This window comes from Shigella flexneri 2a str. 301 (assembly GCF_000006925.2).
GTDB lineage: Bacteria > Pseudomonadota > Gammaproteobacteria > Enterobacterales > Enterobacteriaceae > ECMA0423.
On sequence record NC_004337.2, the window covers coordinates 515,457 to 539,481 of the forward strand.

Consider the following 24,025-nt stretch of genomic DNA (forward strand, 5'->3'; position numbering starts at 1 on the left):
ATGGTGTGACGGCGTTAAAAGTAGGAAGTGAGAGCTGGTGGCAGTCGAAACATGGCCCGGAATGGCAGCGTCTGAATGACGAAATGTTTGAGGTCACTTTCTGGTGGCGTGATCCCCAAGGTTCTGAAGAATACTCGACGATAAAGCGCGTATGGGTCTACATCACTGGTGTGACCGATCATCATCAGAACAGCCAGCCCCAGTCGATGCAGCGAATTGCAGGTACTGATGTCTGGCAGTGGACGACACAACTCAATGCCAACTGGCGCGGCAGCTACTGCTTTATTCCCACCGAACGCGATGACATTTTTTCTGCACCATCCCCCGATCGCCTCGAATTACGTGAAGGCTGGCGAAAACTATTACCCCAGGCAATAGCCGATCCGCTGAATCCACAAAGCTGGAAAGGCGGGCTAGGGCACGCTGTTTCTGCACTCGAAATGCCGCAAGCGCCTCTGCAACCGGGATGGGATTGTCCGCAAGCGCCAGAAATACCAGCCAAAGAAATTATCTGGAAAAGTGAACGGTTGAAAAATTCACGTCGTGTATGGATTTTTACCACCGGCGATGTAACAGCAGAAGAACGCCCGCTGGCAGTTTTGCTCGATGGCGAATTTTGGGCGCAAAGTATGCCCGTCTGGCCTGTGCTGACTTCGCTGACCCATCGTCAGCAACTTCCTCCCGCCGTGTATGTGTTGATCGACGCTATCGACACCACGCACCGCGCCCACGAACTGCCGTGTAATGCGGATTTCTGGCTGGCAGTACAGCAAGAGTTATTACCCCTGGTGAAAGTTATTGCCCCTTTTAGCGATCGCGCCGATCGCACCGTGGTCGCCGGGCAGAGTTTTGGTGGGCTGTCCGCGCTGTATGCCGGACTGCACTGGCCTGAACGCTTTGGCTGTGTATTAAGCCAGTCAGGATCGTACTGGTGGCCGCATCGGGGCGGGCAGCAAGAGGGCGTGTTACTTGAAAAGCTAAAAGCTGGTGAAGTTAGCGCCGAAGGTCTGCGCATTGTGCTGGAAGCGGGTATTCGCGAGCCGATGATCATGCGGGCCAATCAGGCGCTGTATGCGCAATTACACCCTATAAAAGAATCCATTTTCTGGCGTCAGGTTGACGGCGGACATGATGCGCTTTGTTGGCGCGGTGGCTTGATGCAGGGGTTAATCGACCTCTGGCAACCACTTTTCCATGACAGGAGTTGAATATGGCATTCAGTAATCCCTTCGATGATCCACAGGGAGCGTTTTACATTTTGCGCAATGCGCAGGGGCAATTCAGTCGTGGCCGCAACAATGCGCCTTACCGGCAGGCTGGGACATTGTGTGTCAGCCGCAGTCACAAGAGTCCTGCCAGCAGTGGCTTGAAGCCCACTGGCGTACTCTGACACCGGCGAATTTCACCCAGTTGCAGGAGGCACAATGAGCCAGCATTTACCTTTGGTCGCCGCACAGCCCGGCATCTGGATGGCAGAAAAACTGTCGGATTTACCCTCCGCCTGGAGCGTGGCGCATTACGTTGAGTTAACCGGAGAGGTTGATGCGCCATTACTGGCCCGCGCGGTGGTTGCCGGATTAGCGCAAGCAGATACTTTGCGGATGCGTTTTACGGAAGATAACGGCGAAGTCTGGCAATGGGTCGATGATGCGCTGATATTCGAACTGCCAGAAATTATCGACCTGCGAACCAATATTGATCCGCACGGTACTGCGCAGGCATTAATGCTGGCGGATTTGCAACAAGATTTGCGCGTCGATAGCGGTAAACCACTGGTCTTTCATCAACTGATACAGGTGGCAGATAACCGCTGGTACTGGTATCAGCGTTATCACCATTTACTGGTCGATGGCTTCAGTTTTCCGGCCATTACCCGCCAGATCGCCAACATTTACTGCGCATTGCTGCGTGGCGAACCAACGCCTGCTTCGCCGTTTACGCCTTTCGCTGATGTAGTGGAAGAGTACCAGCAATACCGCGAAAGCGAAGCCTGGCAGCGTGATGCGGCATTCTGGGTGGAACAGCGTCGCCAACTGCCACCGCCCGCGTCACTTTCTCCGGCACCTTTAGCGGGGCGCAGCGCCTCGGCAGATATTTTGCGTCTGAAAATGGAATTTACCGACGGGGAATTCCGCCAGCTGGCTACGCAACTTTCAGGTGTGCAGCGTACCGATTTAGCCCTTGCGCTGACGGCTTTGTGGCTGGGGCGATTGTGCAATCGCATGGACTACGCCGCCGGATTTATCTTTATGCGTCGACTGGGCTCGGCGGCGCTGACGGCTACCGGACCCGTGCTCAACGTTTTGCCGCTGGGTATTCATATTGCGGCGCAAGAAACGCTGCCGGAACTGGCAACCCGACTGGCAACCCGACTGGCAGCACAACTGAAAAAAATGCGTCGTCATCAACGTTACGATGCCGAACAAATTGTCCGTGACAGCGGGCGAGCGGCAGGTGATGAACCGCTGTTTGGTCCGGTACTCAATATTAAGGTATTTGATTACCAACTGGATATTCCTGGTGTTCAGGCGCAAACCCATACCCTGGCAACCGGTCCGGTTAATGACCTTGAACTGGCCCTGTTCCCGGATGAACACGGTGATTTGAGTATTGAGATCCTCGCCAATAAACAGCGTTACGATGAGCCAACGTTAATCCAGCATGCTGAACGCCTGAAAATGCTGATTGCCCAGTTCGCCGCGGATCCGGCGCTGTTGTGCGGCGATGTCGATATTATGCTGCCAGGTGAGTATGCGCAGCTGGCGCAGATCAACGCCACTCAGGTTGAGATTCCAGAAACCACGCTGAGCGCGCTGGTGGCAGAACAAGCGGCAAAAACACCGGATGCTCCGGCGCTGGCAGATGCGCGTTACCTGTTCAGCTATCGGGAAATGCACGAGCAGGTGGTGGCGCTGGCGAATCTGCTGCGTGAGCGCGGCGTTAAACCAGGGGACAGCGTGGCGGTGGCACTACCGCGCTCGGTCTTTTTGACCCTGGCACTCCATGCAATAGTTGAAGCTGGCGCGGCCTGGCTACCGCTGGATACCGGCTATCCGGACGATCGCCTGAAAATGATGCTGGAAGATGCGCGTCCGTCGCTGTTAATTACCACCGACGATCAACTGCCGCGCTTTAGCGATGTTCCCAATTTAACCAACCTTTGCTATAACGCCCCGCTTACCCCCCAGGGCAGTGCGCCGCTGCAACTTTCACAACCGCACCACACGGCTTATATCATCTTTACCTCTGGCTCCACCGGCAGGCCGAAAGGGGTAATGGTCGGGCAGACGGCTATCGTCAACCGCCTGTTGTGGATGCAAAATCATTATCCGCTCACAGGCGAAGATGTCGTTGCCCAAAAAACGCCGTGCAGTTTTGATGTCTCGGTGTGGGAGTTTTTCTGGCCGTTTATTGCCGGGGCTAAACTGGTGATGGCTGAACCGGAAGCGCACCGCGACCCGCTCGCTATGCAGCAATTCTTTGCCGAATATGGCGTAACGACCACGCACTTTGTGCCGTCGATGCTGGCAGCATTTGTTGCCTCGCTGACTCCGCAAACCGCTCGCCAGAGTTGCGTGACGTTGAAACAGGTTTTCTGTAGTGGTGAGGCCTTACCGGCTGATTTATGCCGCGAATGGCAACAGTTAACCGGCGCGCCGTTGCATAACCTGTATGGCCCGACGGAAGCGGCGGTAGATGTCAGCTGGTATCCGGCTTTTGGCGAGGAACTGGCACAGGTGCGCGGCAGCAGTGTGCCGATTGGTTATCCGGTATGGAATACGGGTCTGCGTATTCTTGATGCGATGATGCATCCGGTGCCGCCGGGTGTGGCGGGTGATCTCTATCTCACCGGTATTCAACTGGCGCAGGGGTATCTTGGACGACCCGATCTGACCGCCAGCCGCTTTATTGCCGATCCTTTTGCTCCTGGTGAACGGATGTATCGTACCGGAGACGTTGCCCGCTGGCTGGATAACGGCGCGGTGGAGTACCTCGGGCGCAGTGACGATCAGCTAAAAATTCGCGGGCAGCGTATCGAACTGGGCGAAATCGATCGCGTGATGCAGGCGCTGCCGGATGTCAAACAAGCCGTTACCCACGCCTGTGTGATTAACCAGGCGGCAGCCACTGGTGGTGATGCGCGTCAGTTGGTGGGCTATCTGGTATCGCAATCGGGCCTGCCGTTGGATACCAGCGCATTGCAGGCGCAGCTTCGCGAAACATTGCCGCCGCATATGGTGCCAGTCGTTCTGCTGCAACTGCCGCAGTTGCCACTTAGCGCCAACGGCAAGCTGGATCGCAAAGCCTTACCGTTGCCTGAACTGAAGGCACAAGCGCCAGGGCGTGCGCCGAAAGCGGGCAGTGAAACGATTATCGCCGCGGCATTCGCGTCGTTGCTGGGTTGTGACGTGCAGGATGCCGATGCTGATTTCTTTGCGCTGGGCGGTCATTCGCTACTGGCAATGAAACTGGCAGCGCAGTTAAGTCGACAGTTTGCTCGTCAGGTGACGCCGGGGCAGGTGATGGTCGCGTCAACCGTCGCCAAACTGGCAACGATTATTGATGGTGAAGAGGACAGCTCCCGGCGCATGGGATTCGAAACCATTCTGCCGTTGCGTGAAGGTAATGGCCCGACGCTGTTTTGTTTCCATCCGGCGTCCGGTTTTGCCTGGCAGTTTAGCGTGCTCTCGCGTTATCTCGATCCACAATGGTCGATTATTGGCATTCAGTCGCCGCGCCCTCATGGACCCATGCAGACAGCGACAAACCTGGATGAAGTCTGCGAAGCGCATCTGGCAACGCTACTTGAGCAACAACCGCACGGCATTGCGGCGCGGCTGCGTGCCCGTGGCGAACAGGTGGCATTTCTTGGTTTGCTGGATACCTGGCCGCCAGAGACGCAAAACTGGCAGGAAAAAGAGGCTAATGGTCTGGACCCGGAAGTGCTGGCGGAGATTAACCGCGAACGCGAGGCCTTCCTGGCGGCACAGCAGGGAAGTACTTCAACGGAGTTGTTTACCACCATTGAAGGCAACTACGCTGATGCTGTGCGCCTGCTGACGACTGCTCATAGCGTACCGTTTGATGGTAAAGCGACGCTGTTTGTTGCTGAACGCACGCTTCAGGAAGGTATGAGCCCCGAACGCGCCTGGTCGCCGTGGATTGCGGAGCTGGATATCTATCGTCAGGATTGTGCGCATGTGGATATTATCTCTCCAGGGGCGTTTGTAAAAATTGGGCCGATTATTCGCGCAACGCTAAACAGGTAAATTAATATTATCTATAAACCCATAATTCGGTAATGCTGCCAACTTACTGATTTAGTGTATGATGGTGATTTTAAGGTGCTTGCGTGGCTTCCATTTCCATCAGATGTCCTTCCTGCTCCGCTACTGAAGGCGTGGTGCGTAACGGCAAAAGCACTGCCGGACATCAGCGCTATCTCTGCTCTCATTGCCGTAAAACATGGCAACTACAGTTCACTTACACCGCCTCTCAGCCCGGTAAGCACCAGAAAATCATTGATATGGCCATGAATGGCGTCGGATGTCGCGCCAGTGCACGCATTATGGGCGTTGGCCTCAACACGGTTTTACGTCACTTAAAAAACTCAGGCCGCAGTCGGTAACCTCGCGCATACAACCGGGCAGTGATGTGATTGTCTGCGCTGAAATGGACGAACATTGGGGCTACGTCGGTGCTAAATCACGTCAGCGCTGGCTGTTTTACGCGTATGACAGGATACGGAGGACGGTTGTGGCGCACGTCTTCGGGGAACGCACTCTGGCCACACTGGAGCGTCTTCTGAGCCTGCTGTCGGCCTTTGAGGTCGTGGTATGGATGACGGATGGCTGGCCGCTGTATGAATCACGCCTGAAGGGAAAGCTGCACGTTATCAGCAAGCGTTACACTCAGCGCATTGAGCGACATAATCTGAATCTGAGACAACATCTGGCAAGGCTGGTACGGAAGTCACTGTCGTTCTCAAAATCGGTGGAGCTGCATGACAAGGTCATCGGGCATTATCTGAACATAAAACACTATCAGTAAGTTGGAGTCATTACCCATAATTACAGAAAATAATTATGGGTTTTTTATTTGTTTGATTTATAGGTTTGATGAATATTTCTCTTAAATAGAGTGAATGTTGCATTCAGTGGAAGGAATTTACAAACTTCAGCTTCGGATAATTCTCACCAACTGGTAAAGTGAGCGCCGTGGAGATTTTCCCCTATTGGACTCATTTTCAGGTTATACCCCATGTCATCATTGAATATTAAACAGGGAAGTGACGCTCATTTTTCTGAGTATCCTCTGGCGTCGCCCAGTAATAATGAAATTGATTTACTTAATCTAATCGAAGTTTTATGGCGGGCCAAAAAAACGGTCATGGCGGTCGTTTTTGCATTTGCCTGCGCAGGTTTACTGATCTCTTTCATCCTGCCGCAAAAATGGACCAGCTCAGCCGTTATTACTCCCGCCGAAGCCATTCAGTGGCAGGACCTGGAGAAAACCTTTACCAAACTCCGCGTTCTTGATCTCGATGTTAATATCGACCGTGGCGGTGCATTTAACCTGTTTATCAAGAAGTTTCAGTCTGTTAGCTTGCTGGAAGAGTACCTGCGTTCATCACCTTATGTGATGGACTAATTAAAAGAGGCGAAAATCGATGAACTGGATTTGCATCGCGCTATTGTTGCATTGAGCGAAAAAATGAAAGCGGTTGATGACAATGCTAGTAAGAAAAAAGATGAACCGTCACTGTATACATCCTGGACGCTAAGTTTTACCGCGCCAACCAGTAAAGAGGCGCAGACCGTTTTGAGCGGGTATATCGATTATATCTCTGCGTTGGTGGTGAAAGAGTCGATAGAAAACGTCCGTAATAAACTGGAGATCAAAACCCAGTTTGAAAAAGAAAAACTGGCTCAGGATCGCATTAAAACGAAAAATCAACTTGATGCAAACATTCAGCGCCTCAATTATTCACTCGACATTGCCAACGCGGCAGGAATTAAAAAGCCCGTATACAGTAATGGTCAGGCCGTTAAAGATGACCCCGATTTCTCTATTTCCCTCGGCGCAGACGGTATTGAACGCAAACTGGAAATTGAAAAAGCGGTTACTGACGTTGCGGAACTGAACGGTGAATTACGTAATCGGCAATATCTTGTCGAGCAATTAACAAAAGCAAATGTCAACGATGTGAATTTTACGCCGTTTAAATATCAGTTAAGCCCGTCATTGCCAGTGAAAAAAGACGGTCCGGGTAAGGCGATTATTGTGATCCTTTCCGCGCTGATCGGCGGGATGGTGGCTTGTGGTAGCGTGTTATTGCGCTATGCGATGGCATCCAGAAAACAGGATGCCATGATGGCAGACCACTTAGTTTAACTATTTGCGGTTGAAGGTGCCGTTCGTCCGAGCGGCACCACAAGCGGCATTCCGGCTACCGGATCGTCAATGATCATGCATCGCAGACCATAAATGCGCTCAATCAGTTCAGCAGTGACAATCTCCTTCGGCGCTCCCTGAGCAACAATTTTCCCTTCCCGCAATGCAATCAAATGGCTGGCGTAACGACAGGCCTGATTAAGATCGTGCAGCACCGCCGCCAGGGTATAGCCTTTCTCGCGGTTCAGTTCGCTTAACAGTTCCAGTAGATCAATCTGATGACTGATATCCAGCCAGGTCGTGGGTTCGTCGAGCAGCATAATTGCCGTTTCCTGGGCCAGCACCATCGCGATCCACGCTCGCTGGCGTTGTCCGCCAGAAAGGGTATCCACGCTTTGATCTGCCAGATGAGTTATTCCCGTGGCCTGCATCGCTTTCGTTACCGCTTCTTCATCCTCTTTGCGCCAGCGGGTAAACAGCGGTTGATGCGGATAACGTCCACGCGCCACCAGCTCCTGCACGGTGATATCGCCCGGCGTGGTAGCATTTTGCGCCAACAGACCAATCCGGCGTGCAACTTCTTTACTGGCGTAATGTTGAATGTGCTCGCCATCCAGCCAGACATGCCCGTGAGCAGGCGTCATCAGGCGGCTTAAGGTACGCAGTAACGTGGATTTACCACAGCCATTTGGTCCGATAATTGCCGTGAAGTGACCATCAGGAATTTCTACAGTCAGATTTTCCGCAACGGTATATTTGCCATATCCCAGGGTTAACTGTTCGCCGCGCAAACGGGCTACTGATTCGGTCATTTTTTGCGAGACTCCTGAATTAACAAGACGATAAGGTAAATACCGCCGAGGCTGACGGTAACGACGCCAACCGGAAGTTGATACGGCATAAACAGTTGTTGGGCGCAGAGAACGGCCGCCAGCAGTAACAGCGCTCCGCACAGCGCCGCCTGGGTCAGCCCCCAGCGAGCGGTGCCGCTAATGCGTCGGGCAATGTGCGGCGCGACTAAAGCAATAAAGGAAATCGGCCCGGCAAGCGCCGTTGCCGCAGCGGTAAGCACCACTGCAACCAGCATCATTAACAGACGCGAACGCTCGACGCTGACGCCCAGCGCGCAGGCGGTATCATCGCCCATCTCCAGCAAGCGCATTCGCCGCACCAGCAAGGTGGCGGCAATGAGCATCAATATAATGATGGGTGCGGAAGGCGAGGTTTTTGCCCACGTCAGGCCGTTGAGCGATCCGGCATTCCACAAACCTGCTGTTAGCGCCGTTTCTAAAGACGCTTTCAGCAACAGCCAGGTATTAAAGGCCACCAGCATGGCGCGAACGCCGATACCGATAATAATCAACCGAAAGGTGTCGATACCGTTACGCCAGGCGAGCAGCCAGACCAACAGCGAAGTGATAATGCCGCCCACCATTGCTGCCAGCGCGATAGCCGTCAGATCCTGACCAAACAGCACCATCGCCACCAGCACGCCGCTCCACGCCCCGGTGTTAAAGCCCATTACGTCAGGGCTGCCGAGCGGGTTACGCATCAGCGACTGAAAAATCGCGCCGCTGACGCCCAGCGCCGCGCCAATCAACAGCGCCATCAGCACGCGTGGTAAACGCCATTCGGTGACCACCATCGTCATACTGCGCGGCGCATCGCCCATCAACGCGGCGAATACCTGCGAGATTTCCAGCGTGACGGCACCGCTGCGTAATCCCCAGATACCTGCAACCACACAGGCGGAAATCAGCAGCAAACAGGTGATGAGTAATCGGCGAGAGACGTAAATCATGCACCACCTCGCGTTTTACGTCGCACGAGGAAGATCAGCACCGGTGCACCAATAAACGCACTGACCACAGAAACGCGCAGTTCGCCGGGCACAATCACCCGCCCGATGATATCGGCAAACAGCAGCAGGGCAGGGGTAGCAAGTAGCGTGACGGGCAGCGACCAGCGATGATCGGCACCTACCAGCCAGCGCGCCATGTGCGGCATCATCAGGCCGATAAAGGCAATCGGGCCAACTACCGCCGTCGCACTACCACAAAGCACGGTAATCGCCAGCAGACCAATCAACTGTGTGCGCGCCACGCGACTGCCCAGCGCCGTCGCGGTGTCACTGCCGAGGCTCAAACTGTTCAGCGCGCGACTCAGTAATAGCGCAGTTGCTCCGGCGATCAGAACCGGGATCAGCACCACTTTTAAGGTATGTAGATTGCGAATATCCAGCGAACCGGCTTGCCAGAAACGCAGTTGATCGTAGACGTCAGGATTAAGCAGGGCGATGCCGCTGGTCAGTCCTTCCAGCACCGCCGCCAGCGCCACGCCCGCCAGGGTTAAACGCACCGGACTTAACTGCCCTCCACCCTGACTGCCGGTAAAGGCAACAATCAATGAGGCCACCAGCGCCCCGGCGAAGGCCATCGCCAGTTGTTCCTGTGCGGATGAGTAACCAAACAGCGCCGCACCCAGCACAATGGCAAAGCTGGCTCCGGCGTTCACGCCAAGCAAGCCGGGGTCGGCAAGTGGGTTTCGGGTGAGGGTTTGCATTAACGCCCCGGCAAGGCCAAGCGCGCCGCCTGCCAGTAAACCGGCAAGGGTACGCGGCAGCCGCGCGTCGAGCACGATGGTGCAGTCGGCGCTCTGGCAGGTGCCGGAGAAGGCCTCCAGCACTACGGAAGCGGGGAGTGATTTTGCCCCAATGAGCAGGCTTAATGCCGTCGCGATAATCAGTAATAACAGCAATCCGGGCACGGCAATGGCGCGTGTCACGGCAACAGAACCAGATATACGAACTTCCATGATAATGAAATTAATTATCGTTATCGATCTTATTTGGATATGTTAACATGTGCAGCCTAAGAATAGGTATTTAAAATATTTGATGGCAAGGCATTGTAATGAATAAACAATCCTGGCTGCTTAACCTCAGCCTGTTGAAAACGCACCCGGCGTTTCGCGCAGTATTCCTCGCTCGTTTTATCTCAATTGTGTCTCTGGGTTTGCTCGGCGTCGCGGTGCCGGTGCAGATCCAGATGATGACCCATTCTACCTGGCAGGTGGGGCTTTCGGTGACGCTGACCGGCGGCGCGATGTTTGTTGGCCTGATGGTTGGCGGTGTGCTGGCGGATCGCTATGAACGCAAAAAAGTGATTTTGCTGGCGCGCGGCACCTGTGGCATTGGCTTCATTGGACTGTGCCTTAATGCACTGCTGCCGGAGCCGTCATTGCTGGCAATCTATTTACTTGGTTTATGGGATGGTTTTTTCGCATCACTTGGTGTTACGGCGCTACTGGCGGCAACATCTGCACTGGTAGGGCGTGAAAACTTAATGCAGGCCGGGGCGATCACCATGTTGACCGTGCGCCTGGGGTCGGTGATTTCGCCCATGATTGGCGGTTTATTGCTGGCGACCGGCGGCGTAGCCTGGAACTACGGGCTGGCGGCGGCGGGCACGTTTATTACCTTGTTACCGTTATTAAGCCTTCCGGAGTTGCCACCGCCACCGCAGCCGCTTGAGCATCCGTTGAAATCATTACTGGCAGGATTTCGTTTTCTGCTTGCCAGCCCGCTGCTGGGTGGTTTATTGACGATGGCGAGCGCGGTGCTGGTACTGTATCCGGCGCTGGCTGACAACTGGCAGATGTCAGCGGCACAGATTGGTTTTCTCTACGCGGCGATCCCGCTCGGCGCGGCTATTGGTGCGTTAACCAGCGGGAAGCTGGCACATAGTGCGCGACCAGGGTTATTGATGCTGCTCTCCACGCTGGGATCGTTCCTCGCCATTGGTCTGTTTGGCCTGATGCCGATGTGGATTTTAGGCGTGGTTTGTCTGGCGCTGTTCGGCTGGCTGAGCGCGGTTAGTTCGTTGCTGCAATATACAATGCTGCAAACGCAAACCCCGGAAGCGATGTTAGGGCGGATTAACGGTTTGTGGACGGCGCAGAACGTGACGGGCGATGCCATAGGCGCGGCGCTGCTGGGTGGTTTGGGCGCGATGATGACACCGGTTGCTTCCGCAAGCGCGAGCGGTTTTGGTTTGTTGATTATCGGCGTGTTGTTATTGCTGGTGCTGGTGGAGTTGCGACGTTTTCGCCAGACGCCGCCGCAGGTGACAGCGTCCGACAGTTAATGCTTAAAACAGCGCCTTAAGCCGTTCCAGCACTTGCATGGCGCTGTAGTAATCCAGGCGGAACGTCTCGGTTCCCAGCGCATAAACCTGCTTGTTTTGTACCGCAGGCAGGTGCGCGAGCAGTGGATTGGCATAAATCGCATCGGCATCTTTCTGATCACCAGCGAACAGGAATAGCGATTCACCGTTTAACCCCGCAGCCAGATTTTCCCCACCAAGCTGAATGATGTCATGGCGTTTGCCCTGGCTTTGGCTGGCGTTTAACCCTGCGGGCAATTTCGCCAGCGTAAAGCCGAGTTGTTCCAGCATCTGCCCTTGTGCTGATTCCGGCGTCCAGAGATTGGCACTGTGTGCAGCGGCGGTATAGACAATGGCAGTGACCGGCTGCGGCGGTAATTTGATTTGCTCTTTCGCCGCTGCCAGTTGCTTATCAAACTGTGCAATCCGCTCTGCCGCTTGTTTCTCATGCCCGGTAATTTCGCCAAGCTGCGTTAACAGCGACTGCCAGCTTTTGTCGTCGTAATTGATGATTAATGTCGGGGCGATGGTGGAAAGCTGATCATACAGCGCCAGCGCCGAATCCCCGCCGGTTGCGCTAATTAAAATCAGATCCGGCATTTGCGCGGCAACGGCTTCGGCGCTCGGTTCGCCGATATAGAGCCGTTGCAGTTTGCGTTCTTTCGCCACCTTGCTCCACTGGCGTAAAAAGCCCTGGTCATCTGCGACGCGGTTATTCGGCGTGGTCGCGCCGCTGGCGATCACCGGAGCATCAATCGCCAGCAGTGATCCGGTCAGGGTGACGCTGGTGGAAACAATACGCTGCGGCTGGCTTTCCAGGGTATGAGTGCCCCGGCTGTCAGTAATCTGACGCGGCCAGTCGGCGGCCTGAACTACGGCTATTCCTGAAAGCAAAAGTCCTGTTAATAGAAGGGCGTTGCGGTAGAGCGGGGCGAGTCTCACAAGTCAGCTTCCTGTTATTAATAAGGTTAAGGGCGTAATGACAAATTCGACAAAGCGCACAATCCGTCCCTTTGGGGAGAGGGGGCAAAACGGCGCAGGACATCACATTGCGCTTATGCGAATTCATCAATAATGCTTCTCATTTTCATTGTAACCACAACCAGATGCAACCCCGAGTTGCAGATTGCGTTACCTCAAGAGTTGACATAGTGCGCGTTTGCTTTTAGGTTAGCGGCCGAAAATATAAGTGATAATCATTATTAAAGCCTTTATCATTTTGTGGAGGATGATATGGATACGTCACTGGCTGAGGAAGTACAGCAGACCATGGCAACACTTGCGCCCAATCGCTTTTTCTTTATGTCGCCGTACCGCAGTTTTACGACGTCAGGATGTTTCGCCCGTTTCGATGAACCGGCTGTGAACGGGGATTCGCCCGACAGTCCCTTCCAGCAAAAACTCGCCGCGCTGTTTGCCGATGCCAAAGCGCAGGGCATCAAAAATCCGGTGATGGTCGGGGCGATTCCCTTCGATCCACGTCAGCCTTCGTCGCTGTATATTCCCGAATCCTAGCAGTCGTTCTCCCGTCAGGAAAAACAGACCTCAGCCCGCTGTTTTACCCGCAGCCAGTCGCTGAACGTGGTGGAACGCCAGGCAATTCCTGAACAAACCACGTTTGAACAGATGGGTGCCCGCGCCGCCGCACTTACCGCCACGCCGCAGGTCGACAAAGTGGTGTTGTCACGATTGATTGATATCACCACTGACGCCGCCATTGATAGTGGCGTATTGCTGGAACGGTTGATTGCGCAAAACCCGGTTAGTTACAACTTCCATGTCCCGCTGGCTGATGGTGGCGTCCTGCTGGGGGCCAGCCCGGAACTGCTGCTACGTAAAGACGGCGAGCGTTTTAGCTCCATTCCGTTAGCCGGTTCCGCGCGTCGTCAGCCGGATGAAGTGCTCGATCGCGAAGCGGGTAATCGTCTGCTGGCGTCAGAAAAAGATCGCCATGAACATGAACTGGGGACTCAGGCGATGAAAGAGGTACTGCGCGAACGCAGTAGTGAGTTACACGTTCCCTCCTCTCCACAATTGATTACCACGCCGACGCTGTGGCATCTCGCAACTCCCTTTGAAGGTAAAGCGAATTCGCAAGAAAACGCACTGACTCTGGCCTGTCTGCTGCATCCGACCCCCGCGCTGAGCGGTTTCCCGCATCAGGCCGCGACCCAGGTTATTGCTGAACTGGAGCCGTTCGACCGCGAACTGTTTGGCGGCATTGTGGGTTGGTGTGACAGCGAAGGTAACGGCGAATGGGTGGTGACCATCCGCTGCGCGAAGCTGCGGGAAAATCAGGTGCGTCTGTTTGCCGGAGCGGGGATTGTGCCTGCGTCGTCACCGTTGGGTGAGTGGCGCGAAACAGGCGTCAAACTTTCTACCATGTTGAACGTTTTTGGATTGCATTAAGGAGCGAGGATGAGCATTCCATTCACCCGCTGGCCGGAAGAGTTTGCCCGTCGCTATCGGGAAAAAGGCTACTGGCAGGATTTGCCACTGACCGACATTCTGACTCGCCACGCTGCGAGTGACAGCATCGCGGTTATCGACGGCGAGCGGCAGTTGAGTTATCGGGAGCTGAATCAGGCGGCGGATAACCTCGCCTGTAGTTTGCGCCGTCAGGGCATTAAACCTGGTGAAACCGCGCTGGTACAACTGGGTAACGTCGCTGAACTTTACATTACCTTTTTCGCGCTGCTGAAACTGGGCGTCGCGCCGGTGCTGGCGCTGTTCAGCCATCAGCGTAGTGAACTGAACGCCTACGCCAGCCAGATTGAACCGGCGTTACTGATTGCCGATCGCCAGCATGCGCTATTTAGCGGGGATGATTTCCTCAACACATTTGTTGCAGAGCATTCTTCCATTCGCGTGGTGCAACTGCACAACGACAGCGGTGAGCATAACTTGCAGGATGCGATTAACCATCCGGCAGAGGGTTTTACTGCCACGCCATCACCTGCTGATGAAGTGGCCTATTTCCAGCTTTCCGGCGGCACCACCGGCACACCGAAACTGATCCCGCGCACTCATAACGACTATTACTACAGCGTGCGTCGTAGCGCCGAGATTTGTCAGTTCACACAACAGACGCGCTACCTGTGCTCGATCCCGGCGGCTCATAACTACGCTATGAGTTCGCCAGGATCGCTGGGCGTCTTTCTTGCCGGAGGAACGGTTGTTCTGGCGGCCGATCCCAGCGCCACGCTTTGCTTCCCGTTGATTGCAAAACATCAGGTTAACGTTACCGCGCTGGTGCCGCCGGCAGTCAGCCTGTGGTTGCAGGCGCTGGCTGAAGGCGAAAGCCGGGCGCAGCTTGCCTCGCTGAAACTGTTACAGGTCGGCGGCGCACGTCTTTCTGCCACGCTTGCAGCGCGTATTCCCGCTGAGATTGGCTGCCAGTTGCAGCAGGTGTTTGGCATGGCGGAAGGGCTGGTGAACTACACCCGTCTTGATGATAGCGCGGAGAAAATTATCCATACCCAGGGTTACCCAATGTGTCCGGACGATGAAGTGTGGGTTGCCGATGCCGAAGGAAATCCACTGCCGCAAGGGGAAGTTGGACGCCTGATGACGCGCGGGCCGTACACCTTCCGTGGCTATTACAAAAGTCCGCAGCACAATGCCAGTGCCTTTGATGCCAACGGTTTTTACTGTTCCGGCGATCTGATCTCTATTGATCCAGAGGGTTACATCACCGTGCAGGGGCGCGAGAAAGATCAGATCAACCGTGGCGGCGAGAAGATCGCTGCCGAAGATATCGAAAACCTGCTGCTGAGCCATCCGGCAGTGATCTATGCCGCACTGGTGAGCATGGAAAATGAGCTGATGGGCGAAAAAAGCTGTGCTTATCTGGTGGTAAAAGAGCCGCTGCGCGCGGTGCAGGTGCGTCGTTTCCTGCGTGAACAGGGTATTGCCGAATTTAAATTACCGGATCGCGTGGAGTGTGTGGATTCACTTCCGCTGACGGCGGTCGGGAAAGTCGATAAAAAACAATTACGTCAGTGGCTGGCGTCACGCGCATCAGCCTGAAGGAGAGAACACGATGGCTATTCCAAAATTACAGGCTTACGCACTGCCGGAGTCTCACGATATTCCGCAGAATAAAGTTGACTGGGCCTTTGAACCGCAACGTGCCGCGTTGTTAATCCATGATATGCAGGACTATTTTGTCAGCTTCTGGGGCGAGAACTGCCCGATGATGGAGCAGGTGATCGCGAATATTGCTGCGCTGCGCGACTACTGCAAACAGCACAATATCCCGGTTTATTACACCGCCCAGCCGAAAGAGCAGAGCGATGAAGATCGGGCGCTGTTGAATGATATGTGGGGGCCGGGCCTGACCCGCTCGCCGGAACAGCAAAAGGTGGTGGATCGCCTGACGCCAGATGCCGACGACACGGTGCTGGTGAAGTGGCGCTACAGCGCGTTTCATCGTTCTCCGCTGGAGCAAATGCTCAAAGAGAGTGGACGTAACCAGCTGATTATTACAGGAGTATATGCCCACATTGGCTGTATGACCACCGCAACCGACGCATTTATGCGCGATATTAAACCGTTTATGGTGGCGGATGCGCTGGCTGATTTCAGCCGTGACGAGCATTTGATGTCGCTGAAATATGTGGCCGGACGTTCTGGCCGGGTGGTGATGACCGAAGAATTACTGCCAGCACCTATCCCCGCCAGCAAAGCGGCGCTGCGTGAGGTGATCCTGCCGTTGCTGGACGAGTCCGATGAACCGTTCGATGACGACAACCTGATCGACTACGGTCTGGATTCGGTGCGCATGATGGCGCTGGCGGCGCGCTGGCGCAAAGTGCATGGTGATATCGACTTTGTCATGCTGGCGAAAAACCCGACCATCGACGCCTGGTGGAAGCTACTCTCCCGCGAGGTGAAATAATGGATTTCAGCGGTAAAAATGTCTGGGTAACCGGCGCAGGTAAAGGTATCGGCTACGCCACGGCGCTGACGTTTGTTGAGGCGGGAGCGAAAGTTACAGGTTTTGATCAAGCGTTCACTCAGGAGCAATATCCCTTTGCGACCGAAGTAATGGATGTTGCCGACGCCGGGCAGGTGGCGCAGGTATGTCAGCGACTGTTAGCTGAAACGGAGCGACTGGACGTGCTGATCAATGCGGCGGGAATTTTGCGCATGGGCGCGACCGATCAGCTCAGTAAAGAGGACTGGCAGCAGACTTTTGCGGTTAACGTCGGCGGTGCGTTTAACCTGTTCCAGCAAACCATGAACCAGTTTCGCCGTCAGCGGGGCGGGGCGATTGTCACTGTGGCGTCCGACGCCGCACACACGGCGCGTATTGGTATGAGTGCTTATGGCGCATCGAAAGCGGCGCTGAAAAGCCTGGCGTTGAGCGTCGGGCTGGAACTGGCGGGTAGCGGCGTGCGCTGTAATGTGGTTTCGCCTGGCTCCACCGACACCGATATGCAACGCACGCTGTGGGTGAGCGATGACGCCGAAGAACAGCGTATTCGCGGCTTTGGCGAGCAGTTTAAACTCGGCATTCCGCTGGGGAAAATCGCCCGTCCACAAGAGATCGCCAACACGATTTTGTTCCTCGCCTCTGACCTCGCCAGCCATATCACCCTACAGGATATTGTGGTCGATGGCGGCTCAACGCTGGGGGCATAAGCATGATCTGGAAACGCCATTTAACGCTCGACGAACTGAACGCCACCAGCGATAACACAATGGTGGCGCATCTGGGAATTGTGTATACCCTTCTGGGAGATGATGTGCTGGAAGCCGAAATGCCGGTTGATACCCGTACTCATCAGCCGTTTGGCCTGCTGCATGGCGGCGCGTCGGCGGCGCTGGCTGAAACGCTGGGATCGATGGCCGGATTTATGATGACCCGTGACGGGCAGTGTGTGGTGGGCACGGAACTTAACGCCACCCATCATCGCCCGGTGTCTGAAGGCAAGGTACGCGGCGTCTGCCAGCCGCTGCATCTTGGGCGGCAAAATCAGAGTTGGGAAATCGTCGTTTTCGATGAACAGGGGCGGCGTTGCTGCACTTGTCGGCTGGGTACGGCAGTTTTGGGATGAGCCCGACAGAATTAAATGAGATTGCAGGAAAACTCGGTTAACGGAGTGATCGAGTTAACATTGTTAAGTTAAATATTGGTTTCAACTCCGATTTACATGGTTACCGTGTTGTTAAATCGTACAAAGATGTTATAGAAACAAAATGTAACATCTCTATGGACACGCACACGGATAACAACTATGAACAAATCAGGGAAATACCTCGTCTGGACAGTGCTCTCTGTAATGGGAGCATTTGCTCTGGGATACATTGCTTTAAATCGTGGGGAACAGATCAACGCGCTGTGGATTGTGGTGGCGTCGGTCTGTATCTATCTGATCGCTTACCGTTTTTATGGGCTGTATATCGCCAAAAATGTGCTGGCGGTTGACCCGACGCGTATGACGCCAGCGGTGCGCCATAACGACGGGCTGGACTATGTGCCGACGGACAAGAAAGTGCTGTTCGGTCACCATTTTGCGGCCATTGCCGGAGCAGGGCCGCTGGTGGGGCCGGTGCTGGCAGCGCAAATGGGCTACCTGCCGGGGATGATCTGGCTGCTCGCCGGGGTGGTTCTCGCCGGTGCGGTGCAGGATTTCATGGTGCTGTTTGTTTCTACGCGCCGTGACGGTCGCTCGCTGGGTGAGCTGGTCAAAGAAGAGATGGGGCCAACTGCCGGGGTGATTGCGCTGGTAGCCTGCTTTATGATCATGGTCATTATCCTTGCAGTACTGGCGATGATCGTGGTGAAAGCCCTGACTCATAGCCCGTGGGGAACGTATACCGTTGCGTTCACCATTCCGCTGGCGATTTTTATGGGAATCTACCTGCGCTATCTGCGTCCGGGCCGCATTGGCGAAGTGTCAGTGATTGGCCTGGTGTTCCTGATTTTCGCCATTATCTCTGGCGGCTGGGTGGCAGAAAGTCCGACCTGGGCACCGTACTTTGACTTTACCGGCGTGCAGCTGACCTGGATGCTGGTGGGCTACGGTTTTGTGGCGGCGGTGCTGCCGGTGTGGTTGCTGCTGGCCCCGCGTGACTATCTCTCGACCTTCCTGAAAATCGGGACTATCGTCGGTCTGGCGGTAGGCATTTTGATTATGCGCCCGACGCTGACCATGCCTGCGCTGACCAAATTTGTCGATGGCACTGGCCCGGTATGGACCGGTAACCTGTTCCCGTTCCTGTTTATCACCATCGCCTGTGGTGCGGTGTCTGGCTTCCATGCGCTGATCTCTTCCGGCACCACGCCGAAGATGCTGGCGAACGAAGGGCAGGCGTGCTTTATCGGCTACGGTGGGATGTTGATGGAATCCTTCGTGGCGATTATGGCGCTAGTTTCTGCCTGTATCATCGATCCGGGCGTGTATTTTGCCATGAACAGCCCAATGGCGGTGCTGGCTCCGGCAGGGACGGCGGATGTAGTCGCTTCTGCCGCGCAGGTGGTGAGTAGCTGGGGCTTTAGCATTACACCAGATACGCTCAACCAGATTGCCAGCGAAGTGGGTGAACAGTCGATCATTTCCCGTGCGGGCGGTGCGCCGACGTTGGCGGTGGGGATGGCTTACATCCTGCACGGTGCGCTGGGTGGTATGATGGATGTGGCGTTCTGGTATCACTTCGCCATTCTGTTTGAAGCTCTGTTTATTCTGACGGCGGTAGATGCGGGTACGCGTGCTGCGCGCTTTATGTTGCAGGATCTGCTGGGCGTGGTGTCTCCTGGCCTGAAGCGGACCGATTCACTGCCTGCTAACCTGCTGGCAACAGCGCTGTGCGTACTGGCGTGGGGCTACTTCCTCCATCAGAGCGTGGTCGATCCGCTGGGCGGTATTAACACTCTGTGGCCGCTGTTTGGTATTGCCAACCAGATGCTGGCAGGGATGGCGCTGATGCTCTGTGCCGTGGTGTTGTTCAAGATGAAACGTCAACGTTACGCCTGGGTGGCGCTGGTACCAACGGCCTGGCTGCTGATTTGTACCCTGACCGCTGACTGGCTGAAAGCGTTTAGCCCGGATGCGAAAGTCGGCTTCCTGGTCATTGCTAACAAGTTCCAGGCAATGATCGACAGCGGCAATATTCCGTCGCAGTATACTGAGTCACAGCTGGCGCAACTGGTGTTCAACAACCGTCTGGATGCCGGGTTAACCATCTTCTTTATGGTGGTCGTGGTGGTCCTGGCACTGTTCTCGATTAAGACGGCACTTGCGGCATTGAAAGATCCGAAGCCAACGGCGAAAGAAACGCCGTATGAGCCGATGCCGGAAAATGTCGAGGAGATCGTAGCGCAGGCGAAAGGCGCGCACTAAAGTCAGAGTGAGGGGGGATGTTGGCGAATGTTGGCATAGTGCCGAGGGTTCCCCCTCACCCTAACCCTCTCCCCGATGGGGCGAGGGGACTGACCGAGTGCGTTGATAGCATTTGTAGGCCGGATAAAGCGTTCACGCCGCATCCGGCACTCTTTCAGCAACATGGTTAGCGGAGGCCAAGATGTTTGATTCACTGGCAAAAGCCGGAAAATATTTAGGTCAGGCGGCGAAGCTGATGATTGGTATGCCTGATTACGACAACTATGTCGAACATATGCGGGTTAATCATCCCGATCAAACGCCGATGACCTACGAGGAGTTTTTCCGTGAGCGGCAGGACGCGCGCTACGGTGGAAAAGGCGGCGCGCGCTGCTGCTAAATTTGCACGTCAGGCTTTAAACGATTCCACTTTTTCGAACGCTGCACGCAACGTATCTGGTGTCAGCGTGACTGGCAGGTAATGAATGGACTCCACCGGGCGCAAGGTGTGGGCAATCACTTTGTCGATCTCCGCCTGATTATTGATATCCACCTCCAGCTCCGCCAGCGTAGTCGGCAGATGAAAACGCTGATACGCCCCGGTTAATTGCGCCAGCACATCATCCTGACCCAGCAAGGCGCTTTGCACCAGAATTCCGTAAGCGACTTTGGTGCCGTGAAGAAACTTCTCGGTTTGCGGCAGGACAGTCAGACCGTTATGCACGGCATGAGCCGCCGCCACACGCGTAAAACGATCGCCCAGACCACCGACCATCCCACCACCAGCAATAATAGCATCCACCACATCGCAAAATGATTGCGTTAACTGCTGATTTTGCTGATCGGCAAGTGCCTGTTCGCTACTGTTTAACAAGACGTCGCGAATGGCCTGCGCATTATTGATCCCCAGCCGCACGGTTAGCGGCAACGTTTCTGGTTGCGGAGCCAGCACCACCGCTTCATACCATTTCGCCAGCGTGTCACCGATCCCCGCCAGCAGATATTGTTGCGGTGCATTGAGGATAATCTCCGGTTCCACCAGCACCATAAAATTGGCGTCGTCGAAAATCTCATAATGCAGCGCCTGTCCGGCATCGTTATACCAGACGGAGAGCGGTGTCCAGGCTGCGCAGGTGGCGGCGATCGTCGGAGCGGCAACAAATGGCAGACCGAGACGGCGGGCGAGGGCTTTCGCGGTGTCGAGCAGTGCGCCGCCGCCGACGCCAATCACCACGCTGCGATCGTCACCGGACTCAGCCGCCAGTTGCTGTACATCGCTTTCGCTGCAATGACCACGAAACAAAATATGCTTTGCCCCTGGAAGTCCAAACGCTGGCGGAAGTTTGGTTTGCGCCGCAGCAATGGCGCGTTTGCCGTAGATCCACACCGCGCGAGAAAGTTGTTCATCAGTGAAAAAATTGTGCAGGTGATTGAAACTTCCTGGATGTGAAAAGTAGTTAGCCGGGCCGACGACCACGCGGATAGGATTGTGAGGCATGTTGTGTTGTCCTTATTGTTTTATTTAGACATCTAAACGTCTTGATTGCCAAATACTGGCATCGTGTTATAGTGCCTTCAACACGCAACTTCGTCAGGTACAATAAAAATGACAAATAACCCTCTGATTCCACAAAGCAAACTTCCACAACTTGGCACCACTATTTTCACCCAGATGAGCGCGCTGGCGCAGCAACACCAGGCGATTAACCTGTCGCAAGGCTTTCCTGATTTTGATGGTCCGCGCTATTTACAGGAGCGGCTGGCGTACCACGTTGCCCAGGGGGCAAACCAATACGCGCCCATGACCGGCGTGCAGGCCTTGCGCGAGGCGATTGCTCAGAAAACGGAACGTTTGTATGGCTATCAACCAGATGCCGATAGCGATATCACCGTAACGGCAGGGGCGACGGAAGCGTTATACGCGGCGATTACCGCACTGGTGCGCAATGGCGATGAAGTGATTTGTTTTGATCCCAGCTATGACAGTTACGCCCCCGCCATCGCGCTTTCTGGGGGAATAGTGAAACGTATGGCACTGCAACCACCGCATTTTCGCGTTGACTGGCAGGAATTTGCCGCATTATTAAGCGAGCGCACCAGACTGGTGATCCTCAACACTCCGCATAACCCCAGTGCAACTGTCTGGCAGCAGGCTGATTTCGCCGCTTTGTGGCAGGCGATCGCCGGGCACGAGATTTTTGTCATTAGCGATGAAGTCTACGAGCACATCAACTTTTCACAACAGGGCCATGCCAGTGTGCTGGCGCATCCGCAGCTGCGTGAGCGGGCAGTGGCGGTTTCTTCATTTGGCAAGACCTATCATATGACCGGCTGGAAAGTGGGTTATTGTGTTGCGCCAGCGCCCATCAGCGCCGAAATTCGCAAGGTACATCAGTATCTGACCTTTTCGGTGAATACCCCGGCACAGCTGGCGCTTGCTGATATGCTACGTGCAGAACCTGAGCATTATCTTGCGTTACCGGACTTTTATCGCCAGAAGCGCGATATTCTGGTGAATGCTTTAAATGAAAGCCGGCTGGAGATTTTACCGTGTGAAGGTACATACTTTTTGCTGGTGGATTACAGCGCGGTTTCTACCCTGGATGATGTTGAGTTTTGCCAGTGGCTGACGCAGGAGCACGGCGTAGCGGCGATTCCGCTGTCGGTGTTTTGCGCCGATCCCTTCCCACATAAACTGATTCGTCTCTGTTTTGCCAAGAAGGAATCGACGTTGCTGGCAGCAGCTGAACGCCTGCGCCAGCTTTAGCTATTTAACCGTCCAGGCGCGGGAATATTGACGGTCGGCAAACAACTCTTGCAGGCCGTTAATTTGCTTCAGTCGCAGCACTTCGTCGCTGTCCATTCCCAGCTCTTTGCCAATTTTATTATCATCCCATCCCAACTGGCTAAGTTCACGGACGATTTCCGACATGGCGGTGATTTGATGGCGTCCACGAGCGCGATTATGACGAATAGTCGCGGCGATGCGTTGATTACGCGTACCTTCCAGACAGGTCACCGGCAAATAACCTTTTAAGCGTAATTTTAATGATGATGAGCCTTTACCAATTTCATGGCGGTGAAAACCATCCACGATTTCCATGGCATTTTTATCCGTATGTGTGACCACAATGGGTTGGGTAAAACCATCTATTTCAATGGATTTTTGCAGCAGTTTTTTTTCGGGTGGTGCCACGTTGTTTGGGTTGTAATCATTAGGCATAAGTTGGCTGTTTTTAACCCACAGAACGCAATCCACTGGCTTTTCACGAAAGGGGTGAAGTGGTCAACAAAAACTGGCCACCGAGTTAGAGTTTTTCCAGTATCGATTTTCCGATTCGTTTGGGGGTAACCCACCGTTATATTCGTGCGGTCTTAGTGCGCTGTAATATCCAACGATATAGTCCGTTATGGCGTGAGCTGCCTCGCTGAAGCTTACGTAACCCACCACCGGCATCCATTCGTTCTTCAGACTCCTGAAGAAGCGTTCCATTGGGCTGTTATCCCAGCAGTTTCCGCGCCGGCTCATACTCTGTCTGATCTGGTATCGCCACAATAACTGCCGGAACTGCCTGCTCGTATAATGACTGCCCTGATCGCTGTGGAACATCACCCCGCCGGGCTTACCACGGGTTTCCCATGCCATTTCCAGCGCTTTCATGGTGAGCCTGCTGTCCGGCGAGAACGACATGGCCCAGCCCACTGGTTTTCTTGCGAACAGGTCGAGAACAACGGCGAGGTACGCCCAGCGCTTACCCGTCCAGATATAGGTCACATCACCGCACCACACCTGATTTGGCTCGGTCACGGCGAACTGCCTTTCAAGGTAGTTAGGGATAGCAACATGTTCATGACCACCACGTTTATACCGGTGAGTCGGCTGCTGACAGCTGACCAGCCCCAGCTCTTTCATGAGCCTGCCAGCAAGCCAGCGTCCCATCTGGTAGCCTCTCCGGGTTGCCATTGTGGCGATGCTTCTTGCTCCGGCCGAACCGTGGCTGATGCCATGTAGCTCAAGTACCTGACTGCGTAATACAGCCCGTCTGCCGTCTGGTTTTTCAGGACGATTTTTCCAGTATCTGTAGCTGCTGCGATGAACCCCGAACACATGGCAGAGTGTGACCACAGGATAATGCGCTC

The 24,025-nt window shown here is 54.7% G+C and carries 18 protein-coding genes, 2 pseudogenes and 5 other annotated features (2 of these 25 only partly in view); of the genes and pseudogenes, 14 read left to right on the top strand and 6 right to left on the bottom strand.

The window, feature by feature from the left end; genetic code table 11:
* Positions 1 to 5 precede the first annotated feature (5 nt).
* From fes to fepE, 5 genes and pseudogenes are all read left to right on the top strand, one after another.
* Entirely contained in the window at positions 6 to 1,208 is a 1,203-nt protein-coding gene (gene fes, locus SF0497) for an enterobactin/ferric enterobactin esterase (protein NP_706440.1), read from the top strand.
* A 216-nt stretch (positions 1,209 to 1,424) separates the two neighbouring features.
* Positions 1,425 to 5,270: an enterobactin synthase subunit F gene (gene entF, locus SF0498; protein NP_706441.1), complete on the top strand. Its 3,846-nt coding sequence runs from the start codon at positions 1,425 to 1,427 to the stop codon at positions 5,268 to 5,270.
* A 28-nt stretch (positions 5,271 to 5,298) separates the two neighbouring features.
* Positions 5,299 to 6,066, top strand: a mobile genetic element.
* Positions 5,354 to 5,629, top strand: a complete 276-nt coding sequence (insA, locus tag SF0499) for an insertion element IS1 protein InsA (protein ID NP_706442.1) — start codon at positions 5,354 to 5,356, stop codon at positions 5,627 to 5,629. (Overlaps the previous feature by 276 nt.)
* The gene (gene insB / locus SF0500) at positions 5,656 to 6,051 is read left to right on the top strand and encodes an insertion element IS1 protein InsB (RefSeq protein ID NP_706443.1); all 396 of its coding nucleotides are present in this window, start codon (positions 5,656 to 5,658) and stop codon (positions 6,049 to 6,051) included. (Lies within the feature at positions 5,299 to 6,066.)
* Before the next feature lie 195 nt (positions 6,067 to 6,261).
* Positions 6,262 to 7,395, top strand: a sequence feature (Similar to Escherichia coli K12 ferric enterobactin (enterochelin) transport gi: 1786802 (378 aa). BLAST with identity of 97% in 378 aa. This CDS contains an in-frame stop codon. The sequence has been checked and is believed to be correct.).
* Positions 6,262 to 7,395 (top strand): annotated as a pseudogene (gene fepE, locus SF0501). Its footprint overlaps the feature before it by 1,134 nt.
* Here fepE and fepC read toward each other — a convergent pair.
* From fepC to fepD, 3 genes are all read right to left on the bottom strand, one after another.
* Entirely contained in the window at positions 7,392 to 8,207 is an 816-nt protein-coding gene (gene fepC / locus SF0502; RefSeq protein ID NP_706444.1) for an iron-enterobactin ABC transporter ATP-binding protein, read from the bottom strand. The pseudogene fepE and the gene fepC sit on opposite strands and share 4 nt — an antisense overlap.
* Positions 8,204 to 9,196, bottom strand: coding sequence for an iron-enterobactin ABC transporter permease (gene fepG / locus SF0503; RefSeq protein NP_706445.1), 993 nt, complete (start codon positions 9,194 to 9,196; stop codon positions 8,204 to 8,206). The genes fepC and fepG overlap by 4 nt, the downstream gene beginning before the upstream one ends.
* The gene (gene fepD, locus SF0504; RefSeq protein NP_706446.1) at positions 9,193 to 10,209 is read right to left on the bottom strand and encodes an iron-enterobactin ABC transporter permease; all 1,017 of its coding nucleotides are present in this window, start codon (positions 10,207 to 10,209) and stop codon (positions 9,193 to 9,195) included. Before fepD ends, fepG begins: the two co-directional genes overlap by 4 nt.
* Before the next feature lie 98 nt (positions 10,210 to 10,307).
* Here fepD and ybdA point away from each other — a divergent pair, with 98 nt between their 5' ends.
* A complete protein-coding gene (gene ybdA, locus SF0505; protein ID NP_706447.1) occupies positions 10,308 to 11,540 on the top strand; it encodes an enterobactin exporter EntS in 1,233 nt (410 codons plus the stop codon).
* Positions 11,541 to 11,543: 3 nt separating this feature from the next.
* On the opposite strand, the gene fepB is transcribed toward ybdA, so the two are convergent.
* Positions 11,544 to 12,500 carry an iron-enterobactin ABC transporter substrate-binding protein gene (gene fepB / locus SF0506; RefSeq protein ID NP_706448.1) on the bottom strand — a complete coding sequence of 319 codons (957 nt, stop codon included), beginning with the start codon at positions 12,498 to 12,500 and terminating at the stop codon, positions 11,544 to 11,546.
* Positions 12,501 to 12,791: 291 nt separating this feature from the next.
* Positions 12,792 to 13,967, top strand: a sequence feature ('Similar to Escherichia coli K12 isochorismate hydroxymutase 2, enterochelin biosynthesis gi: 1786809 (392 aa). BLAST with identity of 97% in 392 aa. This CDS contains an in-frame stop codon. The sequence has been checked and is believed to be correct.').
* On the opposite strand from fepB, the pseudogene entC reads away from it, so the two are divergent.
* From entC to SF0513, 7 genes and pseudogenes are all read left to right on the top strand, one after another.
* Positions 12,792 to 13,967, top strand: a pseudogene (entC, locus tag SF0507). Its footprint overlaps the feature before it by 1,176 nt.
* A gap of 9 nt (positions 13,968 to 13,976) precedes the next feature.
* Positions 13,977 to 15,587, top strand: coding sequence for a 2,3-dihydroxybenzoate-AMP ligase (gene entE, locus SF0508; RefSeq protein ID NP_706449.1), 1,611 nt, complete (start codon positions 13,977 to 13,979; stop codon positions 15,585 to 15,587).
* A gap of 13 nt (positions 15,588 to 15,600) precedes the next feature.
* Positions 15,601 to 16,458 (top strand): 2,3-dihydro-2,3-dihydroxybenzoate synthetase, encoded by an 858-nt coding sequence (gene entB, locus SF0509; protein ID NP_706450.1) that lies wholly within the window; start codon positions 15,601 to 15,603, stop codon positions 16,456 to 16,458.
* Positions 16,458 to 17,204 carry a 2,3-dihydro-2,3-dihydroxybenzoate dehydrogenase gene (gene entA / locus SF0510; protein ID NP_706451.2) on the top strand — a complete coding sequence of 249 codons (747 nt, stop codon included), beginning with the start codon at positions 16,458 to 16,460 and terminating at the stop codon, positions 17,202 to 17,204. The genes entB and entA overlap by 1 nt, the downstream gene beginning before the upstream one ends.
* Before the next feature lie 2 nt (positions 17,205 to 17,206).
* Positions 17,207 to 17,620, top strand: coding sequence for a thioesterase (ybdB, locus tag SF0511; protein ID NP_706452.1), 414 nt, complete (start codon positions 17,207 to 17,209; stop codon positions 17,618 to 17,620).
* 180 nt (positions 17,621 to 17,800) lie between these two features.
* Positions 17,801 to 19,906 carry a carbon starvation protein A gene (gene cstA, locus SF0512; RefSeq protein ID NP_706453.1) on the top strand — a complete coding sequence of 702 codons (2,106 nt, stop codon included), beginning with the start codon at positions 17,801 to 17,803 and terminating at the stop codon, positions 19,904 to 19,906.
* Positions 19,907 to 20,087: 181 nt separating this feature from the next.
* Positions 20,088 to 20,285 carry a hypothetical protein gene (locus SF0513; protein NP_706454.1) on the top strand — a complete coding sequence of 66 codons (198 nt, stop codon included), beginning with the start codon at positions 20,088 to 20,090 and terminating at the stop codon, positions 20,283 to 20,285.
* 9 nt (positions 20,286 to 20,294) lie between these two features.
* Here the strand turns inward: SF0513 and ybdH are convergent, their stop codons facing one another.
* Positions 20,295 to 21,383: an oxidoreductase gene (gene ybdH, locus SF0514; protein ID NP_706455.1), complete on the bottom strand. Its 1,089-nt coding sequence runs from the start codon at positions 21,381 to 21,383 to the stop codon at positions 20,295 to 20,297.
* Positions 21,384 to 21,491: 108 nt separating this feature from the next.
* Between ybdH and ybdL the strand changes: the two genes are divergently transcribed.
* Positions 21,492 to 22,652, top strand: a complete 1,161-nt coding sequence (gene ybdL, locus SF0515; RefSeq protein ID NP_706456.1) for a methionine aminotransferase — start codon at positions 21,492 to 21,494, stop codon at positions 22,650 to 22,652.
* Positions 22,653 to 24,025: a sequence feature (Similar to Escherichia coli K12 conserved hypothetical protein gi: 1786817 (210 aa). BLAST with identity of 99% in 627 aa. This CDS has been disrupted by insertion. The sequence has been checked and is believed to be correct.), on the bottom strand (it continues 509 nt past the right edge of the window).
* Positions 23,164 to 24,025: a mobile genetic element, on the bottom strand; it runs 387 nt beyond the window's last position. (Overlaps the previous feature by 1,249 nt.)
* Here the strand turns inward: ybdL and SF0516 are convergent.
* On the bottom strand, positions 23,172 to 24,011 hold the full coding sequence (locus SF0516) for an insertion sequence element IS911 integrase core domain-containing protein (RefSeq protein NP_706457.1): 840 nt from the start codon (positions 24,009 to 24,011) through the stop codon (positions 23,172 to 23,174). Its footprint lies within the feature at positions 22,653 to 24,025 and overlaps the feature before it by 840 nt.

What these genes read in the sequence shown, in the direction of transcription:
- entF (NP_706441.1), top strand. Translation starts at nt 1,425, where the DNA reads ATGAGCCAGCATTTACCTTTGGTCGCCGCACAGCCCGGCATCTGGATG.
- fepC (NP_706444.1), bottom strand. Translation starts at nt 8,207, where the DNA reads ATGACCGAATCAGTAGCCCGTTTGCGCGGCGAACAGTTAACCCTGGGA.
- fepG (NP_706445.1), bottom strand. Translation starts at nt 9,196, where the DNA reads ATGATTTACGTCTCTCGCCGATTACTCATCACCTGTTTGCTGCTGATT.
- fepD (NP_706446.1), bottom strand. Translation starts at nt 10,209, where the DNA reads ATGGAAGTTCGTATATCTGGTTCTGTTGCCGTGACACGCGCCATTGCC.
- ybdA (NP_706447.1), top strand. Translation starts at nt 10,308, where the DNA reads ATGAATAAACAATCCTGGCTGCTTAACCTCAGCCTGTTGAAAACGCAC.
- entE (NP_706449.1), top strand. Translation starts at nt 13,977, where the DNA reads ATGAGCATTCCATTCACCCGCTGGCCGGAAGAGTTTGCCCGTCGCTAT.
- entB (NP_706450.1), top strand. Translation starts at nt 15,601, where the DNA reads ATGGCTATTCCAAAATTACAGGCTTACGCACTGCCGGAGTCTCACGAT.
- entA (NP_706451.2), top strand. Translation starts at nt 16,458, where the DNA reads ATGGATTTCAGCGGTAAAAATGTCTGGGTAACCGGCGCAGGTAAAGGT.
- ybdB (NP_706452.1), top strand. Translation starts at nt 17,207, where the DNA reads ATGATCTGGAAACGCCATTTAACGCTCGACGAACTGAACGCCACCAGC.
- cstA (NP_706453.1), top strand. Translation starts at nt 17,801, where the DNA reads ATGAACAAATCAGGGAAATACCTCGTCTGGACAGTGCTCTCTGTAATG.
- SF0513 (NP_706454.1), top strand. Translation starts at nt 20,088, where the DNA reads ATGTTTGATTCACTGGCAAAAGCCGGAAAATATTTAGGTCAGGCGGCG.
- ybdH (NP_706455.1), bottom strand. Translation starts at nt 21,383, where the DNA reads ATGCCTCACAATCCTATCCGCGTGGTCGTCGGCCCGGCTAACTACTTT.
- ybdL (NP_706456.1), top strand. Translation starts at nt 21,492, where the DNA reads ATGACAAATAACCCTCTGATTCCACAAAGCAAACTTCCACAACTTGGC.